The following is a 17,298-nucleotide window of genomic DNA, read 5'->3' on the forward strand; positions in this document are numbered from 1 at the left end:
GATCCCTTGCTCGGAATAGTGCCCAGCTCCTGGTGGGTATATGATCACACGGGACACGACAGGTATCGTCTCGCTGACGCACAGTATTCAGGGAATGGATACCGTTACTTCTGGCAAAGTTATCACCAACGGCGGCATCGTCGGCACACGACGTCCCAAAGGTGCGCCGTGGCAGGTATTGGTTGGTCGCTATCCGGTCAGCGACTGGACTTTGCAATTGGAAAACACCGATTTAGTCCGCAGGGCGTTTAAAAAAGAAGCTATTAAGGATCTGGTGCTGACCCTTGACGGCGTGACACCTGCCTGGCCTGAATAGGATGTTGCATGTTAATCGGCAATCATCGATAGGCGGATAGTTGCTGCGATTTTTGGGGGGGCGTTAACGCCCTCAAAAGCGAGGCAATGTCAGTTCGACTGATATGTTACTTGATAGGACTGCCATCTTTTCGCATCTCGATCCTGCCTGTTTCGGTATTGAACATGGCTAGATCGTCATCTGGGTAGATCGGAACGTCGTCAGGAACACGGGAGCCGATAACCAGAAAAGAAGCGGCGGTTAAACCACGATTAACGAGATGATGGGCGTTGTTGTCCCCGGCCTTAAATCCTATAAACATGCCCGGTTTCAGCATAAATTCGCCGTCATTGATTCGCAGAACAAGTTCGCCTTCGAGCATGTATACGAACTCGTCCGACAAGGTGTGCCAATGACGTAGGGACGACTGAGCGCCGGGTTGCAGAGTGTCTTGACTGACGCCAAACTGGATAAGGCCGAAGTAGTCTCCCAGAGCGCGCCAGCTAGCCATACCCATATGTAAATGGAAAGGTTCCGGATCGCCAAAGTCTGAGTCTGGCTGTATGGCGTCGGCGGTGGTTGGGCTTTTGAACGTCATTGGCGGGCACTCTCTGTGTTTGAAATACCTCATTTTTTTTGGATATACACCCGATTACAAGTTCAAAAGCAGTTTGTGTTGCAACTACCCTCCTTGGAGAGGGTGGAATCAGAATACAGAAATGCTATTGTTTAGACACTGACGGAAATCACGGTTGATTAGCATGCGATAGCCCACTCAGCACCGACTTTAAGCGCGATTTTTATTTATCCAACTCAGGAGAATATCTTGAAGATACAACGCACATCCCTTTTGGCAACCGCCATTTTGCTGGGACTCGGTTTAACAAATGTCGCTCAGGCGACGCAAGAACCCAATTTTTACGAATGTACCGGTAAAAACGCCAGTCTCATTCTGAGTATAGGTAGTAAGGCAGAAATCGGCATTTCCCCGGCCCAAACACTATTGAACCTGCAAGTGGGGCAAAAAAATTATACATTTCAGGAACAGGAAATTATGACCGAATCTACACTGATCGGCGATTTGTGGGAAGTCACCCTTGACCACATACCGGATCAGCAGATCGATCACGCTTCAGTGGTGATTCCTTCGATTAACCTGGGTGAATCACCAGTACGCTTCAAAAGCCAGCTAATTTTGACCCGATTATCCACTCCTTTTACCGGTAAGCCGCTGGAAGGCGTTGTCAATGCGTCGAAATATATTGATCTGTTCTGCACTGCTTCCGTTGTTTACTATTAATGAATCCCAAGGCACGATAGGCTAAGTTTATTTCGCCCATTGTCACAATCCAATCTACGAGACGCAATTGATAAAAATCAGCATTCTGTATCCCAACATCAAAGGTTCAAGATTCGATATGCAATATTACGTCGAAACACATATGTCAATGTCCATTCAACTTTTGAGCGCGCATAACGGGTTCAAGGGCGTGTCCGTAGAGCGTGGATTGGGTGGGGTTGCTCCCGGTTCGGAAGCGCCCTACCTTGTCATGTGTCATTTCCTGTTTACATCAGTTGAAGACTTTATGGCTGCCTTCGAGCCAAATGCCCTCACGCTACAGGGTGATATGCCAAGCTATACGGATATTGAGCCTGTAATTCAGTTCAATGAAGTGCTTATTAGCGGCTAGTCGGGTATAGCTCATCTCGGATTGCTATTTAGTCACATAACCCAGTTTTCCAGTGCCAGTAGTTTATCGATTGAAGGAACTTCAAAAATGGCCTGTCTGGTGAGTATGGATTCCGGACAATCTAACAACTTAGGATTAGCATGGGGCAATAACGATGATCCGGACGAAGGTGGTCAGGAGGCCTAATTCAGGTTTTGTTTTTTCTTAGAGGACACAAAAACCATTCTCCAATTCAGTCATTTTGCTCACACAGCATTAGCAATATATTGGGATAAATTTCAGTTACCACAAACATTTAAAGATGCAGCACCTAATTTTGGCATTATTTATACTCACCTTAACAGGAGGTTTATATGAAATCGCAAAAAACACTATCTTGGTTACTGGCAAGTTGTCTGGCAATACCTCTTTTGTGCTTGTCCAAAGCATCACAAGCGCAGCTGGAAGTGGGGGTAATGGGAATTTACCAAAACGGTAAGGAAGTCGGCAGAATTTACGTGCCTCCACGCCATGCCAAAGACGATACCTATGCCGAACACTGGGTGCTTTATCCGGACTATCTCTATCCCAGCAAATATCGTCCCGGCCTGGAAACCGTACTCGTACCTATGGGAGAGTCATTTTCATCGCGGGAGGACTTTGATAAGAGCTTTGTAGCGGAACCTGGCAGTAAAATTGTCGATGTGCTAGCACATGAATCCAAGCTGAAATAGCATAATCAAACGGCAGTTGGCATGTATAACGCAAAATACTTTCTGCCGGGCTCTAATATGTCAGGCCGGTTAACTTGGCTCCATATAATACTCATGAAAGTTGAAAATTTACTCATGCAACTAAAACTCGCGCTTTTAATGGCAATTCTTGTGAGTGGGGCACCCGCCGCGCAGGCAGTTCTGATTGATTTCAACGATGGTGTCGCTGGTGACATCATCGATAGCCTATACACCAATCAAGGAGTTATTTTTTCAAACGCAGAGCGAGTTACCAATTTCGGTTTGTCTGGCTCCACTGGACCTTATGGGATTAGCGCCATCGGCGCTTATCAATGGTTTAGTGATAATCCGGTGATCGCCTATTTTTCATCCGATATCACGGATGTCAGCATCATCGGTGTCGATGTCGGCGAAAATGGTTTACAGCTTACCGCTTACGATTCGGAAGTCGGTGGAAACCTGCTCGATTTAGCCCAGGTTTTTGGTACCGATCTCGGTAATAATCAGTTTTTCACCTTATCAGTTAGCGCACACTTGATCAAGCGGGTGGAAATCTATCAAATTCAACATGTGTCCATCGACGGCATCGTTGTGGAAGATCTAAAATTTTTCAATCGCGCGTCAGTGCCTTTGCCAGCTACGGCCTGGTTAATATTGATCGGGTTGGCTGGTTGGCGGGTGACCTGCAGAACCGTCCGGGTATCCGGTTCCTGAGTTTGTAACGTCAATAATTTTAGCAGCGTTTCTTCTTGTTGATGAATATCTAAATTAGTGTAAATCTTGCGGTCATGATCCTTAACCGTTGTCAGTTTAACATCTAGACACAGGTCGATTTGCTCGAAATAAAAACCGCCCACTGTGGTCAGTGCGCGTATATGACAGAGTCGATCATATCGGCGATATCAAAATCCACAACATGATAAATTGGTTGCTGCTGTGCATTGTGAACCGAGAAGGAATTATTATTCGAAGCGATCAATATTTACATGGTTCGCAAAACTCGGCTATTGCCAGCTCTTTACTTAAACCGGTGCAGCATGGTTGACGTAGATGGGTCAGAACATGACTCCGTTTATATCTTCAATCCACTTGTTTTGATCACGTCACAGCCAGCAGTTTCGGCAACAATTCCCCGCGCTGATGAATGTCCAGTTTGGTATATATTTTATTGACATGGTCTTTAACTGTAGTCTGCTTGATATGTAGACGTAGACCAATTTGTTCGAATGGCAGGCCTTGAGCTAACAAAAAAGCTACCTCTCTCTGCGTCGGCGATAGCGGTAAATCGCGCATTGCCCGCAAAATTCTCTGTGTTAACGGTTGGTGATGCTCTATCGTCACACCGATCAAGCCCTCTGCTTCGCAATTGCTGCCATCCAACCAATACGCCCGGAACAGAAACTGCCCATTCAGGTTGGTATGCAATAACGAGGGCGGAGGCGCATCTTGGCCTCGATATATTCTGCGCAGATTGTTGCATAGCTCAGCCAGCTTCAACATTAAACGATCCTGCTTGCGTAAATCGGTTAACAGTCTTGGATAACGAACTTGTTCCAGTAATCGCTTTGCTTCCGGACATTGGTAAAGAATGGTGCCTTCAGCATTTAAAATCATCATCCCCGATAAGCCGCTCTGGCTGAATTCGATGCAGACATCGCTAACGGCCCGATAGGCATGCACGACATACCGTAACAACTGCATGAGCTGTGCCTTATCATTGTTATCAAACGGTTTTTGGCTAAGCTGGCGGTACAAACCCAATATACCGGTTTTTTCGGCATCTAATTTAATAGGTACCCATAACAAATGATGCATATCGAATTGCCGATAGATTAGATTGTACATATCTGTCAGGTAAAACGACTCGTCCATTACCCTAGGGTCGCTGATGATTGGGTGCCGGCTAAACCAGGCGATGGCACGTTTTTGTCTCTCTGGGGTATGGTAATCCGCAATTATATCGGGAGCGACTTCCGCCATATCGGACAAATCGAATCCACTTAAATGATAAATCGGTTGCAGGCTAGAGTCACTAATTGAAAAAGTATTGCTGTTGGAAGAAATCAGCATCGGTACCGAGCGCAGGAATTCGGTAATCGCTATTTCGCGACTTAAACCCGAGCAACAAATTTGACGTAAATGCGCTAATGCGTGGCTGGGCTTAGTTTTCATATTTGGTCTGATTCCTACCTGTCTGTAAATTAATCTACGAGTTGGATGGAACTCTGAGGTCGGTTGTCAATAATGGACACCAACGGGTTCATGCTGCCAAACTAATCTCATAGAATTGACGCTCAAATGTGACAGGAGACAGATATCCCAAACGTGCTTGTTTGCGCTGCCGCCGGTAAATATTTCGATGTATTCGGTGATGGCCTGAATGGCCTCGGCGCGGGTCTTGAAGCGCCGGTGATGCACCAATTCATTTTTGAGCAATCCCCAGAAGCTTTCCATGAGGGCGTTGTCGTAGCAGTTCCCCCAGCGTGACATCGATGGCACCATACCGAACTGATCGAGCAATTTTCTGTACTCATAGGCGAAATACTGGCTACCCCGATCCGAGTGGTGTATCAGTCCGCGCGGTGGGCGTTTCGTCGCTATACCGCGAAACAACGATTAGCTGACCAAGTTTTAGGTCATGCGCTCGCTCATGGCGTAGCCCACCAGATCGCCACTGAACAAATCTTTGTGGCCTGCCAGATAGAGCCAACCCTCATCCGTCGGGATGTAGGTGATGTCGGTCACCGAGATCTGATTGGGGGCGGTCGCCTTGAATGTCTGCTCCAGCAAATTTGGCGCAACCGGCATGACGTGATCCGGGTTCGTCGTTGCCTTGAACGTGGTGCGTTTTTGTTTGCAGCGTATCCCCAATTTCCTACGAATGCAAGGGTTGACCACGCTGACAGGGTTGACCACGCTGACCTTGTGGTGTGCATCCGTCCAAAAGGTGGTGAGGGCTTCCCCGTAGATGCCTGTCGCTTCCATGCAAGCATGGGCGTGGCTGGCTTGTTGATGTTGGGCCAACCAGCCAGTAAGTGCCGTAAAACCTGCTTGATTGTTATCGAACACATTGTTTTTGTATTTCCCGTTAAGTATAAGCGCCACATAAGCTTGTGCTTGGCAATGTCGATACCGAGGATGGATGTTGTTTTAATTGTGCTTTCAAGATTGATCTACCTTGTAAATGCGGGCTGCGCCATGAACACAACGCGCCCAGGACACCGTTCGAACATCGATGGATAAACTGACGGGACTTGACATCCAGGCGGGACTTGATATTTAAAAAGTAGCCGCTATTGCATGGGCCGCCTGATGATGGTTTTCCATTTTATTTCAGTAGGCGATTTTCCAGAAGGAGTTCCGCTCAGGTTTCTTTTAGAGCGGTCGCTTCCAAGCGTAATTGCTTTACCTCATCAGAAGTCGCCTGACGTTGAATGTCGCTCGCCAATCGCTGCTAAGCGGCTTCCATAAACTCTTTAGGTCAGCGGTAATAAATATTCGGATAATTCCTTCTCGCCGGACAATTCGGCAATACTGTCTTCACCTCGCAAGCCCGCTAGGAAATACGGATTTTTTTCAGCGTTATATTTCTTGCGGAAATGACGGCAGATGTCTCGAACCTTTTTTTTCGACACTGACTTTGTTGTTCATCATCGTTTCCTCTTAGGTTAACGATGAATAAATCTTCCTCATATGCAATTCGACTAAATAGTCCACATAGTGCTAACGGGGTACAGGTTTATTTCACTACCAGAGTAATTCCTTTGAACGTATTTGTAGCAGTCAAATAGTTACGTTGATTTAAAGTTCATCCTGGACAACTTTCATTTCTTAGTCCAAATAGTGAATATTTCACAAACACATAAATTACCCTCCTCTGGGAGGGTGTTCTTAATTATATTTATTGATACTCTGGATACCCGCAATAGGAACTATCACTGGCTGCTTTTGTGACGAACCAGAAAAGCATAACGTTTGTTCTATGCATCGTGCTCTTCACTCTTTTTATTTGTAGGAGTAAAACAATGAAATGTGGATACATCAGAAACCAGAGATTTATCGCGACCCTTTTAGCTGTGGCTCTGGGTAGTTTAATGAACCACAACATTGCTCTGGCTAGAAGTGCATCAAACGAACAGGTAGATTCATATTCCGCTGGGCGGGATAATGTCATGCAGAATACCAATGCTAGCCAAGCGCAGTTTGTGCAAGCAGACGCGACAGTTTTACCTGATAGTAACCAAGCCGCAGCCAATTTTGCGGTACAGCCCTCGGCTGAACAAAGAGCAACAGTATATTCTGCTGAATTCAAACAGAGATATAGCACAAATGTGCGTGTAACGATACGGGGCGGTTTGACTTCACCCTCCCGCCCGTTGCGCATTGCCATCGCCTGGGACGGTCAGGGTCAGTCTTTTGATGCGGAACAAGTGTACGACGGCACCTCGACGTTTATTGCCAACCATGTTTACGATCCCCAAGGCCGAGAAAAAATCACCGTCCACCCGTTATTGCGGGTGACCGATCCGGCAGTCCTCAATGCCGATGGCACGCCGTTTGCGTTGGTCGAAACTCTGTCCCTGGATGTGTATCCGGTCTATGACATCACGCTGTCGCCATTGCGCTCCGAAGAGATCCATCGGGGGGGATGGCAAGATGGTGTTTTTGGTAACTGTGATTTCGGTAGCTCCGGCGAAGGGACTTTATGGTGGAAGATCAGTACCCCTAAAGTCTCTTCAGGAGGCGGTGTGTCGGTAGGACAAATTATTAGTGGCCATCAGTATGTAAGTTTTTCGAATATCGGGCCACCCTATTCTGCAGGGGAAATTCAAAAATTTGCGGGGACTTTCCATTACGACACCGCATATGGGGAATTTTTTCCCGCAGTAATCGCATTTACTGAAAATGAAAAAATTAAAAATCCCATTCTTGGTTTAAATGAACTTCTTCCGTCCCCTTTGTTTCCTTTTATCGGTGACAACGGCACCAACACTAAAATAGTTGCTGATACATTATTACCTAGGGACACTATTGACCCTTCCTGCAAGATTTACACCGAGTACGATGTTACCGTTACGCTGGATCTCAACCCGGATGATAATCCCACCACCCCGCCACCGCCGGTGGTTGTTCCACCGCCGGTAATTGTTCCGCCCCCTGCCGTGACGCCACCTCCTCCGCCTCAAGGTGGCGGAGGAGGTGGCGGGCCTCGTACAGGGCCGGGTACAGGCAGGCCACCCGTTCAGGAGCAATAAAACCGTTCAGGAGCAATAAAACCCGGCTGAACAGATGGAATGTGCAATTAGGGCGCATCGGTCACGTTGAAAAATTGAAATCGGTGCGCTGTGTTCAACCTATCCCAAACCATTTTAAAGTTTTGACTGTTGCTGCTGAAAACCAAATGACCGGGCTTGCCCGAATTAGAGCCATCCTGGATCTGATCCGAATTTAAGTGAGAGCTTTATGGCAGACAGTGGAATATGTACTTTTTCTAAGCAACTTTTATAGGAATAAAAAGGTGTCAGTCTTTGCATTTTGCAAGAAATGCCCGCACGGTGTATTGGCTTACACTTTTTCTCCAAACTTTCCAGCTACTGGATCAATGATTGGCCAAATATTTATGCTGCGGCTATGCGCAGATAATTTTTTGAATTAGGAGATTGATATGTTTAACTTGAAGGGTATTTCTTTATTAGAAATTATTCGTATGCGATTGAAGATCCTGAGCTGTTTTGCTTTCTGCACACTCATCGTGTGCAGCGAAACAGCTGTCGGTGATACTCCCGCTCTAGACAACGATAAGCCTACTGCCATTGCCGTAGAGGGCGGCAGTAAACTCATCGAAGGTGGTTGGTATAATTTCGTCAACGGTTTAGGTACTGATGACCGAGCCGCACCGACATTGCCAGCGGACGACGATATATTGTTTGATGCGCGTTCAACGTCGTCTTTCGCGCCCAGATTGGCTCCTATAAGCGGAGCTCGCAAAGCGCTTGTGATAATCGTCGAATGGGATGGGGATGCTTCAAATCCTCCAGTTTTAGCCGATGTATCGCGCGATGAAGCCAAATCATGGGTGGATGAATATGCCACACCGTATTTCCAATTAATTTCTCGAGGCTTATTCCAGGGTTGGCAGACAACGGCTGCTGGCCCTTACCTCATTCGATCACCAAAACTCGCCAGGTCAATCTGCGATGATAGTTGGCGGATCTATCTAGCTGGTGAGGCCGATGCAGCCGCGAGGTCGGTCGGGATCAATCCGGACAGCTTCGATAATATCATCTATTACAATTCCCACACCAACGCCTGCCCGCGGGGCAATGCTGAGCTCGGTGGAAAACGGGCATGGTTGGATGGGCTTTGGAATGACGAGGATTATCTTGTGACTCATGAGCTTGGGCATAATCTTGGTGTCCATCATTCCCACGGGACAAGATGTGTTGATGTGTCAGGTGCCCCAGTACCGTTTAGTGCAAATTGTATGCAGGTTGATTACGAAGATCGTTATTCTGTCATGGGTCGGGCTCTGCCTTTACCATACAATGTCTTGGCTGCGCAGCATCTAAATACGCTGGGATGGTTTTTTAAACAGGGGGATTTGGAGAACATTGTTTTCGATCCGAGGAGACCCCCTACTCACTATTATCTCGCGCCGCTCGAGCAACAGAGCTCACCGGTGTTGAAAGCGCTGAAAATAGTGAATGGTGAAACGACCTTTTGGGTGGAGTACCGGCAGTCAGCCAGCCCTTGGTCTCCTGGCCTTATTATTCGCCGGGAAGATCCTGTTGATGGGAAGACTTTCCTGCTCGACATGCATCCTGGGGGCAGTAGTGGATTTGTCGACGCACCTTTGGCGGCGGGTGAGACTTGGACTTATGGAGCTGGAGCCATGAGTATCTTTTTCAGGGGGGTTGTTAATGGTTATGCCTCTATCAGCGTATCTTCAACATACACGGCGCTCCTAAACGTCGTCGGAACAGATGTGATAGCCGCAATCCAACGCCTTCGCACGGCAGGCTTTAATGTTATAAATTGGACATCTAAAATCGACAGAAGCTGCAATTACATCGATTTGGTCATGTCACAGTGGCCAACAGCAGGGACTCGCTCTCCGTCCGACACCAATGTTCGACTTACAGTTGGCGTCAAGCCATCTGGCCGCAACGTTTGTCCATAGTGTTGAGTGTAGTGTTATGACCTGGAACATTTGCGGTGCGCTATATAGCGCACCGCATTTTTAAAAAATAGAGCTCCTTGCAAACCCCTCCACCAAGCCAGGCGTAATTAACCTATTGACACAGCGAAGGTCGTTTTTTGTTGTTTTCATCAACCCAAACCGTTTTGGGTCACCTTGTATTACTGTCGGGCTTGAGTTCACCCAACACACCGGTTTCTGGTGTGGTTTTTCTACTGCATTCTCAGTTTTTCCCTTGCGATTACGTCAGCAAGCGCAACAGTTGATCCGCTGTCAATGCCAATATGCCGAACATCAGATGTGACATCACCTTGTCGTGTCCTCTCATCCGGATGTGTCGGCCACCGAAATTATTCTTCAATCTGGAATTCGTACGTTCCGCTTGGCTGCGTTCCTTGTAGCGCTCGGCTTCATTTGGCGAGAATTCAATCTTCTCGCCACGACGCGGGTTGTGGTCAATCAACGGCACATGCCCCAGATTTTGCTGTGTTCCGTAAAATCGTACTGCAATATGCCGCGTCCATCAGGTCGTAGCAGTTCGTTATCCGCTCTGCCGTGATAAACGATAAGGGAATTGCGGCCAAACTATCGTGCATTGACGCACTGGTGAGCAATGCATAACCGGTATGCCGCAATCCGCCGTGTCAATGTGCAGCTTGTCGCCATTCCAACGTGTGAACTACTTGCTTCAGTTTCGGCGTCAGCGCGCCCACTTCGCTCTTCAATTCCGGCAGTAATTCATGTTGCAATACATGCCAGCATTGCATAATTTCGGATCGTTGCGTAGTATTTATTCGGGTGTCCATCAAGTCTTTAGAACCTTGATCTTGCCAGTAATGACCGCTTTTCCCCACCGCTTTTTAGCCTATAAATTCAAATCAAACTCAGGGTTTTGCAAGAGGCTTTATAGCATACAGCGTTACTTCCCGATACCGCAATTGAGCTGGCTTGCAATCCGATTAACGTTCTTCTGGTCTACTGAATACTCTCTCCTTGGGCCGAGGGAAATTTGCTTTTACGTCTACGGTATCGAATAGATTACAGCCTTTGCGCAGATTATCTTCTTCCCGCTCCAATGCAAAAGCAGCCATCATTTTTGATGAATGGGTAGCCAAAATAATCGTCAATCCAGGAAACTGTTCCTGTGCCATTTTTTTAAGCTGAATAAGAAGTCGATGTTGCCTGTCTTCGTGTAAATGTGCTTCAGGTTCGTCAATTAGCAAAATTGTGTTGCGCGTCATATATGCGCCAAGGCGTACAAACATTTGCACCAGACTTTTTTCCCCGTTGTTGAGTGAATCGAGTCGATGCACATTTCCGTTGCGCTCGACTTCAACCTCATGCGGATCTTTACGAACACCCTTGATCGCGGTAACGGTATCGGCAAAAACTCGCTCATTAACTAATTTTAGCGCACGATCAAAACGTCCGTCATCAAGCCACTTCAACCAAACCAATAGATTGTCGAGCGAGTCACGCCAATCGCCGCTTTCTGTGCCAAAAGAGTACGAAGGCGCGTAATTCCAATCCACAGGGGGAACAATGGCGCGATGCTGATTCGGATTAACTGGCACAATATTACGATAGGCCGAAAAATAAATGACCGTGGGCCAGTCCAGCATGCTTTCTTCAAAGCCACCAATTTTTTCACCCGTGGCTTCATCAATACCTGAAATAAAGTTTGTAATCCATTTATCATCCAGGCCAATTGTTGACCAAGCTTCCGCCTCGTTGCGGCAGAAACCAAAACGATGCCACTGCTGCGCCCCCACTTTTTTCAGTGCTTCTTCGTCCCACTGACGTAAGCTATTTTCCCCCTCCAGCTGACCGGCAAACAGAGATAACACAGCAACGCGGTCATGGCCATCTTCATTGTAGTGAATACGAAAATCCAATTGCGCCCGCCCTGGGCCACGATCCAAGTTTTCCAGATTAAACGGTGCGTCGAAGGGGCGATTACGAGCTGCGGCTAAATCCTGTGGTTTGGTAAAGCCTATCATTCCCGCTAAGGCTGAAAACAGTTCCAGTATCGTTGTCTTGCCTCGACCATTTTTGGCATGGAGCATAAAGAAATTGCACGACTCTCCATTATTATCGGTGAAGCTTACTTCTTCCGGTTCTGTCTGGAATGGACCAATGCGGTCTATGGCCAGCCACAAAGGCGTAAATTCATATATCTGGAAGTTATCCATTGATTGTGTTCTCCTTGTGGCGATAGCGATGGCGATGACCTGCACGATGTTGTAGTCACTCAGCAAGATGCCATGCACGCGAGCTGTCGGTTGGCCCAAGAGCTGCCAGCATTCATCCGTTCACGGCAAGCTTTCCGTGCCGGATTCATGGGAAAAACGAGAAATATTCTAGACTAAAGAGGATTGCTCAGTCAAGGCGAAGTCAGATCGAGAGCCAAGATGGATGAAGGATTAGGGGGTATGCCTGTTAATATGCGGCCTCACTGAATGTTGCACTTCGAATGTGAATCCAAGTTGTATTAATTGGATCGAATATGGCTTTAAGAATACTTGAAATTTCTGTCATCTGCCCAATCTACTAGTTAATAATTTTGATGAAGGAGTCATTATGAGATTCGAAAAATTTACGACTAAGCTACAACAGGCGCTGTCCGATGCACAAAGTTTGGCTGTGGGTGGTGACAATCAATTTATTGAGCCGCAGCATTTACTGTTGGCATTGCTCAATGATGCTGATAGTGGCGCGGCTTCATTGCTTGCGCGCGCGGGCGGTAATGTCGTTCCTTTAAAAGAAACATTGACGCAAAGCGTGGAGCGTCTGACTAAGGTAGAAGGGCACGGCGGCGAGGTACAGGTCGGACGCGATCTTGCTAACTTGCTGAACCTGGCAGACAAACAAGCGCAAAATCGTGGCGACCAATTCATTGCCTCAGAGATGTTTTTGTTAGCTCTAACTGAAGACAAGGGTGAATGTGGACGTTTATTGAAGCAGCAGGGTGTGGCCCGTGCGGCGCTGGAACAGGCTATCAATGCGGTGCGTGGCGGGCAAAACGTTGGTAGCCAGGAAGCTGAAGGGCAGCGCGAGGCACTGAAAAAATACACCATGGATCTTACCGAGCGTGCCCGCCAAGGCAAGCTGGATCCAGTGATCGGACGAGACGATGAAATCCGTCGCGCTATTCAGGTTCTGCAACGACGCACCAAAAATAACCCGGTTTTGATTGGTGAACCGGGCGTGGGTAAGACCGCTATCGTGGAGGGTTTAGCGCAACGTATTGTCAACGAAGAAGTACCCGAATCTCTGAAGGGGAAACGCGTATTGTCGCTTGATATGGCGGCACTACTGGCTGGTGCGAAATATCGCGGGGAATTCGAAGAACGCCTGAAATCTGTGCTGAAGGAAATAGCCATGGAGGAAGGACGTATCGTTGTATTTATTGACGAGCTGCATACCATGGTCGGAGCAGGCAAGGCTGAAGGTGCGATGGATGCAGGCAACATGCTGAAGCCAGCGTTGGCACGTGGTGAGTTGCATTGCATCGGCGCTACAACGCTGGATGAATACCGTAAATACATTGAAAAAGATGGCGCGCTAGAGCGTCGTTTCCAAAAGGTGTTGGTGGATGAGCCGACAGTGGAAGCAACCATCGCCATCCTGCGCGGTTTGCAGGAAAAATATGAGTTACACCACGGTGTGGAAATTACCGATCCGGCTATCGTGGCAGCGGCAGAATTGTCGCACCGCTATATTACCGACCGCTTTTTGCCAGACAAAGCAATTGATCTGATAGACGAAGCCGCTGCGCGCATCAAGATGGAAATTGATTCTAAACCGGAAGTGATGGACAAACTTGATCGGCGTCTGATTCAGTTAAAAATTGAACGCGAAGCAGTGAAGAAGGAAAAGGACGAAGCGTCGAAAAAACGCATGCAGATTATCGAAGACGAGATTGAAAAGCTGTCGCGTGAATATGCCGACCTGGAAGAAATATGGAAGGCAGAGAAAGGCTCGGCACATGGCACGGCACATGTAAAGGAAGAAATCGAACGCGTACGTGCCGAAATTATCCGGTTGCAGCGCGAAGGTAAATTGGAAAAAGTAGCCGAGTTGCAATATGGCCAACTCCCACAACTCGAAGCGAAATTGAAAGAGGCGAACCAGGCTGAGGCAACCAAGCCCCAGAATCGTCTGCTACGCACGCACGTTGGTGCGGAGGAAATTGCAGAAGTAGTGAGTCGTGCCACCGGCATTCCCGTTTCCAAAATGATGCAGGGCGAGCGTGACAAACTGTTGCAGATGGAAACCAAGTTGCACGAGCGTGTGGTCGGCCAGGACGAGGCGGTACGCTTGGTGTCGGACGCAATACGTCGGTCGCGTTCTGGGCTAGGGGATCCTAACCGTCCATACGGGTCTTTTCTGTTTTTAGGGCCTACTGGGGTGGGTAAAACCGAATTATGCAAGGCGTTGGCTGGGTTTTTGTTCGATTCAGAAGATCACCTCATCCGCATCGACATGAGTGAGTATATGGAAAAGCATTCCGTGTCGCGCCTAATCGGTGCGCCGCCAGGCTATGTCGGTTATGAAGAGGGCGGCGGACTCACCGAGGCCGTCCGGCGCAAACCGTATTCCGTCATATTGTTGGATGAAGTGGAGAAAGCGCACCCGGATGTGTTTAACGTGCTTTTACAAGTGCTGGATGATGGCCGCATGACCGACGGACAGGGGCGTACAGTAGATTTCAAGAATACAGTGGTTGTAATGACCTCGAACCTTGGCAGCCAAATGATCCAACAGCTATCTGGTGATGATTACCAAGTAATCAAACTGGCGGTGATGGGCGAGGTAAAGAGTTACTTCCGTCCTGAGTTTATCAACCGCATTGACGAAGTGGTGGTGTTCCATGCACTGGATGAAAAAAATATCAAGGCTATCGCACGTATCCAGTTGGGTTATTTGGAAAGCCGTTTGGCTGCAATGGATATTAAACTGGAAATTACTGATTCTGCTCTGGCGGAAATCGCCACCGCCGGATTCGACCCTACTTATGGTGCCCGACCGCTTAAACGCGCTATTCAGTCGCAACTCGAAAATCCGCTCGCCAAACAACTTTTGGAAGGCCGTTTCGCCGCTAAAGACACTATCAAGATTCATTGCTTGGGTGGGGTAATGAGGTTTGATAAAGGTTAAGGTCAAATAGATATACCGCTGAATACAGAAAGTGAGGGGCGACTTTAACCATCGCCCTCTGTGGTGGTCAAGTAATTTCGGACACAACGATAGGATTCTTTACACCCTTGCTCCGCTCAAAGTCGGAGGAGGGAGACAGACTGCCCAAAATTGAGTGTGTGCGATTACGGTTTATAGAATCCCAAGATGTATGCGGTGAAATCTGCTTATGCCTATCATTTGATAGGCATATTCGCGCTGCCAAACGTACTTAATTTTGAGGCTCAGGAAGAAGCATTCTGCCGTCCCAGCAGTTGCCCTTACGGCTCATGCTACTGACGAAGCCATGTTTTTCTCTTGAAGCTTGATACTGGTCGCAGGCATATGACTGCCGCGGTCGGAGGTGAGAGTACATAGGTAATGCGACATAGTCTTTTTATACAGCGTCAACGACAAATTGAAAGACCGCGCGTCGCTCTTGAACGCCAAGTTGAACGAAGCCGCTATCGCGGAGAAACATCCCTCAGCAACATGATTCAATAACATAATTCATCCTCATCCCGAAAAGGATTTTTTTGTACTCTACCATGAGGATGAATCGTAATGGCATCAGAATTTCCAGCGCAATTTGCGTGCAATTATCAATGTCTGCTCAATCAGTTGAAGTTGCACGGGATGCAGCCAAAAACCATCGTGTCAACGCTAAATAGAAATGTCCCCTTTGCCTGTATTTTCTTTACCGCGTAACGCCGTGTTCGTCGGTGGCGGGCTTGCCGATGGACATGTTTCTCCAGGGGTGCTTCGCTGCTGGTTTATGCCCCGTGTTTCGTGTCATTTTGCGTTTTGCAAGGGCCTTGTCTACCCGCGCATTAACCGCCTTGCCGTCAGCCTCTACCGCCTGTTTTTGCGCTTTGGTCATGGATGTATAGCTGAGTTTACGTTTGCGCCAGCGCAGTTCACGCGAACCGTCAAAGTGTTGGTGTAGTGCCACTTTGGCTCCCCGCAGTGCCAATCCCGTGCCGCTGGTCTCGACTTGTATCAATTCTCCCTGGTGTTGGCAGGATAGGTTCTTTGATAGCGTTTTTATCACCTGTACCGACAGGGTGCGCATCAGTTCTTCTGCTGTGCCGTGATACGGTAAATGCGCGTCCTGGGGGTCTTTGGGCACGACAGAGAAGCGTTGGTTGTAATCGGCAATGTACGCCGGCAACCAAGCATTGGCTTCTGCCATGTTATTGATTCCTGCCAGACGCATTTCCTTGACCAGCCTGTCCTGCAAGGTCTGGTTGGCACGTTCCACGCGTCCCTTGGCTTGTGGGCTATTGACATGAATACATTCGATTTCCAATTCCCTGGCTGCCCGTGAGAATTGGGTTTCTGCGTTCGGATCGGCATCCTTGGTATTGATACGGAAGATGCTGTGCTTGTCGCTATACAGTGCAGCTGGCACGCCGTGAGCCACGATGTGGTCGTGCAGGACGCGCATGTATCCCAGAGTGGTCTCGGTGGGCGCAAAGCGTAGCTGCATCAGATTTCCAGTGGCGTCATCGATGAACACCAGCAAGGTGCAATATTCGCCGCGCCCCTCAAACCAGTCGTGCGGCGAGCCGTCGATCTGGATCATCTCGCCCAGTCGCGCACGGCGTTCTCGCATGGGATGAACACACGCTTTGGCACCTTTGCGAGGCTTCCAGAAGCCTTCTGTCATCATGAGCTTGCGCGTGCTTTCAACCGAGAGTGTAATGCCGTGACGTTCATGCAATTTCTCGCAGGTCAGTGTCGGCCCGAAGTCAGGGTAATGCGCACCGATCAGGTTGATGGCCGTCGTGCGGATGGTGTCATCAAGCCGTCGGTTTGAGGCGCTGCCGCGCTTCTTGCTGATTAACCCGAGCAAGCCTGATACACGGTATCGTTTTACGATGCGCTTGATGCTTGATCTGACGCACGCTCACACCCAGTCGTTGACCCGCTTCCTTCTGATCGATTTTCCTCGCCTTTAGTAGCTCCATCACTTGTCCACGTACCGCTTCCTTTTGACTCATCATCATATCCATTCAAAAATTCTCGCCGTTTGTTTTAACTGGCGTTGAGTGTACTCACTCAGGGGACATTTCTATTTGGGAAAATGGGGACATTACTACTTTGCGCTAACAGTTCTCACCCGAAAGTAATCCAGGTTATAACCATTTCGTCTTGTCCAAACCTGCCTTCAGGGCACCTCTAAAAATCCCCTATCTCTGTAATCGAATTTGCTGTGTTTTG

The 17,298-nt window shown here is 48.2% G+C and carries 13 protein-coding genes and 3 pseudogenes; 8 read left to right on the top strand and 8 right to left on the bottom strand.

Features of this window, described 5'->3' with window-relative positions:
* Positions 1 to 40: 40 nt before the first annotated feature.
* On the top strand, positions 41 to 316 hold the full coding sequence (locus MJ769_RS03555) for a hypothetical protein (RefSeq protein ID WP_239234465.1): 276 nt from the start codon (positions 41 to 43) through the stop codon (positions 314 to 316).
* Positions 317 to 422: 106 nt separating this feature from the next.
* Here the strand turns inward: MJ769_RS03555 and MJ769_RS03560 are convergent, their stop codons facing one another.
* Positions 423 to 893, bottom strand: a complete 471-nt coding sequence (locus tag MJ769_RS03560) for a cupin domain-containing protein (RefSeq protein WP_239234466.1) — start codon at positions 891 to 893, stop codon at positions 423 to 425.
* 228 nt (positions 894 to 1,121) lie between these two features.
* On the opposite strand from MJ769_RS03560, the gene MJ769_RS03565 reads away from it, so the two are divergent.
* From MJ769_RS03565 to MJ769_RS03580, 4 genes are all read left to right on the top strand, one after another.
* Entirely contained in the window at positions 1,122 to 1,595 is a 474-nt protein-coding gene (locus tag MJ769_RS03565) for a hypothetical protein (RefSeq protein ID WP_239234467.1), read from the top strand.
* 67 nt (positions 1,596 to 1,662) lie between these two features.
* Positions 1,663 to 1,986: an EthD family reductase gene (locus MJ769_RS03570; protein WP_239234468.1), complete on the top strand. Its 324-nt coding sequence runs from the start codon at positions 1,663 to 1,665 to the stop codon at positions 1,984 to 1,986.
* A gap of 353 nt (positions 1,987 to 2,339) precedes the next feature.
* Positions 2,340 to 2,699, top strand: a complete 360-nt coding sequence (locus tag MJ769_RS03575) for a hypothetical protein (RefSeq protein ID WP_239234469.1) — start codon at positions 2,340 to 2,342, stop codon at positions 2,697 to 2,699.
* 93 nt (positions 2,700 to 2,792) lie between these two features.
* On the top strand, positions 2,793 to 3,413 hold the full coding sequence (locus MJ769_RS03580) for a hypothetical protein (protein ID WP_239234470.1): 621 nt from the start codon (positions 2,793 to 2,795) through the stop codon (positions 3,411 to 3,413).
* Between the two features lie 384 nt (positions 3,414 to 3,797).
* Here MJ769_RS03580 and MJ769_RS03585 read toward each other — a convergent pair whose 3' ends face one another.
* The 3 genes and pseudogenes from MJ769_RS03585 to MJ769_RS03595 all read right to left on the bottom strand — a co-directional run bounded on the left by MJ769_RS03585 (position 3,798) and on the right by MJ769_RS03595 (position 6,334).
* Positions 3,798 to 4,871 carry a helix-turn-helix transcriptional regulator gene (locus tag MJ769_RS03585; protein WP_239234471.1) on the bottom strand — a complete coding sequence of 358 codons (1,074 nt, stop codon included), beginning with the start codon at positions 4,869 to 4,871 and terminating at the stop codon, positions 3,798 to 3,800.
* Positions 4,872 to 4,959: 88 nt separating this feature from the next.
* A pseudogene (locus MJ769_RS03590) lies at positions 4,960 to 5,582 on the bottom strand (IS3 family transposase); the annotation flags it as partial.
* 593 nt (positions 5,583 to 6,175) lie between these two features.
* Complete coding sequence (locus MJ769_RS03595; protein WP_239234472.1) at positions 6,176 to 6,334, bottom strand: hypothetical protein; 159 nt, start codon at positions 6,332 to 6,334, stop codon at positions 6,176 to 6,178.
* Positions 6,335 to 6,793: 459 nt separating this feature from the next.
* Here MJ769_RS03595 and MJ769_RS03600 point away from each other — a divergent pair, with 459 nt between their 5' ends.
* Together MJ769_RS03600 and MJ769_RS03605 are read left to right on the top strand one after the other, a co-directional pair.
* Positions 6,794 to 7,954 carry a hypothetical protein gene (locus tag MJ769_RS03600; RefSeq protein WP_239234473.1) on the top strand — a complete coding sequence of 387 codons (1,161 nt, stop codon included), beginning with the start codon at positions 6,794 to 6,796 and terminating at the stop codon, positions 7,952 to 7,954.
* Between the two features lie 410 nt (positions 7,955 to 8,364).
* Positions 8,365 to 9,879: a hypothetical protein gene (locus MJ769_RS03605; RefSeq protein WP_239234474.1), complete on the top strand. Its 1,515-nt coding sequence runs from the start codon at positions 8,365 to 8,367 to the stop codon at positions 9,877 to 9,879.
* 259 nt (positions 9,880 to 10,138) lie between these two features.
* On the opposite strand, the pseudogene MJ769_RS03610 reads toward MJ769_RS03605, so the two are convergent.
* The 3 genes and pseudogenes from MJ769_RS03610 to MJ769_RS03615 form a co-directional block, all read right to left on the bottom strand.
* Positions 10,139 to 10,567: pseudogene (locus MJ769_RS03610) on the bottom strand (transposase); the annotation flags it as partial.
* Positions 10,542 to 10,703, bottom strand: coding sequence for a hypothetical protein (locus MJ769_RS14650; RefSeq protein ID WP_445083059.1), 162 nt, complete (start codon positions 10,701 to 10,703; stop codon positions 10,542 to 10,544). The gene MJ769_RS14650 and the pseudogene MJ769_RS03610, both read right to left, overlap by 26 nt.
* 153 nt (positions 10,704 to 10,856) lie before the next feature.
* On the bottom strand, positions 10,857 to 12,188 hold the full coding sequence (locus MJ769_RS03615) for an AAA family ATPase (RefSeq protein ID WP_239234475.1): 1,332 nt from the start codon (positions 12,186 to 12,188) through the stop codon (positions 10,857 to 10,859).
* Positions 12,189 to 12,477: 289 nt separating this feature from the next.
* Between MJ769_RS03615 and clpB the strand changes: the two genes are divergently transcribed.
* Positions 12,478 to 15,057: an ATP-dependent chaperone ClpB gene (clpB, locus tag MJ769_RS03620; protein WP_239234476.1), complete on the top strand. Its 2,580-nt coding sequence runs from the start codon at positions 12,478 to 12,480 to the stop codon at positions 15,055 to 15,057.
* A gap of 715 nt (positions 15,058 to 15,772) precedes the next feature.
* Here clpB and MJ769_RS03630 read toward each other — a convergent pair.
* Positions 15,773 to 17,078: pseudogene (locus MJ769_RS03630) on the bottom strand (ISNCY family transposase).
* Between the last annotated feature and the right edge of the window lie 220 nt (positions 17,079 to 17,298).

Origin of the sequence: Candidatus Nitrotoga sp. BS (assembly GCF_927797785.1) — a bacterium.
Lineage (GTDB): Bacteria > Pseudomonadota > Gammaproteobacteria > Burkholderiales > Gallionellaceae > Nitrotoga.

Coding starts and splice junctions, on each gene's coding strand:
- MJ769_RS03555 (WP_239234465.1), top strand. CDS start 41: ATGATCACACGGGACACGACAGGTATCGTCTCGCTGACGCACAGTATT.
- MJ769_RS03560 (WP_239234466.1), bottom strand. CDS start 893: ATGACGTTCAAAAGCCCAACCACCGCCGACGCCATACAGCCAGACTCA.
- MJ769_RS03575 (WP_239234469.1), top strand. CDS start 2,340: ATGAAATCGCAAAAAACACTATCTTGGTTACTGGCAAGTTGTCTGGCA.
- MJ769_RS03580 (WP_239234470.1), top strand. CDS start 2,793: ATGAAAGTTGAAAATTTACTCATGCAACTAAAACTCGCGCTTTTAATG.
- MJ769_RS03585 (WP_239234471.1), bottom strand. CDS start 4,871: ATGAAAACTAAGCCCAGCCACGCATTAGCGCATTTACGTCAAATTTGT.
- MJ769_RS03600 (WP_239234473.1), top strand. CDS start 6,794: ATGAACCACAACATTGCTCTGGCTAGAAGTGCATCAAACGAACAGGTA.
- MJ769_RS03605 (WP_239234474.1), top strand. CDS start 8,365: ATGTTTAACTTGAAGGGTATTTCTTTATTAGAAATTATTCGTATGCGA.
- MJ769_RS14650 (WP_445083059.1), bottom strand. CDS start 10,703: ATGGACACCCGAATAAATACTACGCAACGATCCGAAATTATGCAATGC.
- clpB (WP_239234476.1), top strand. CDS start 12,478: ATGAGATTCGAAAAATTTACGACTAAGCTACAACAGGCGCTGTCCGAT.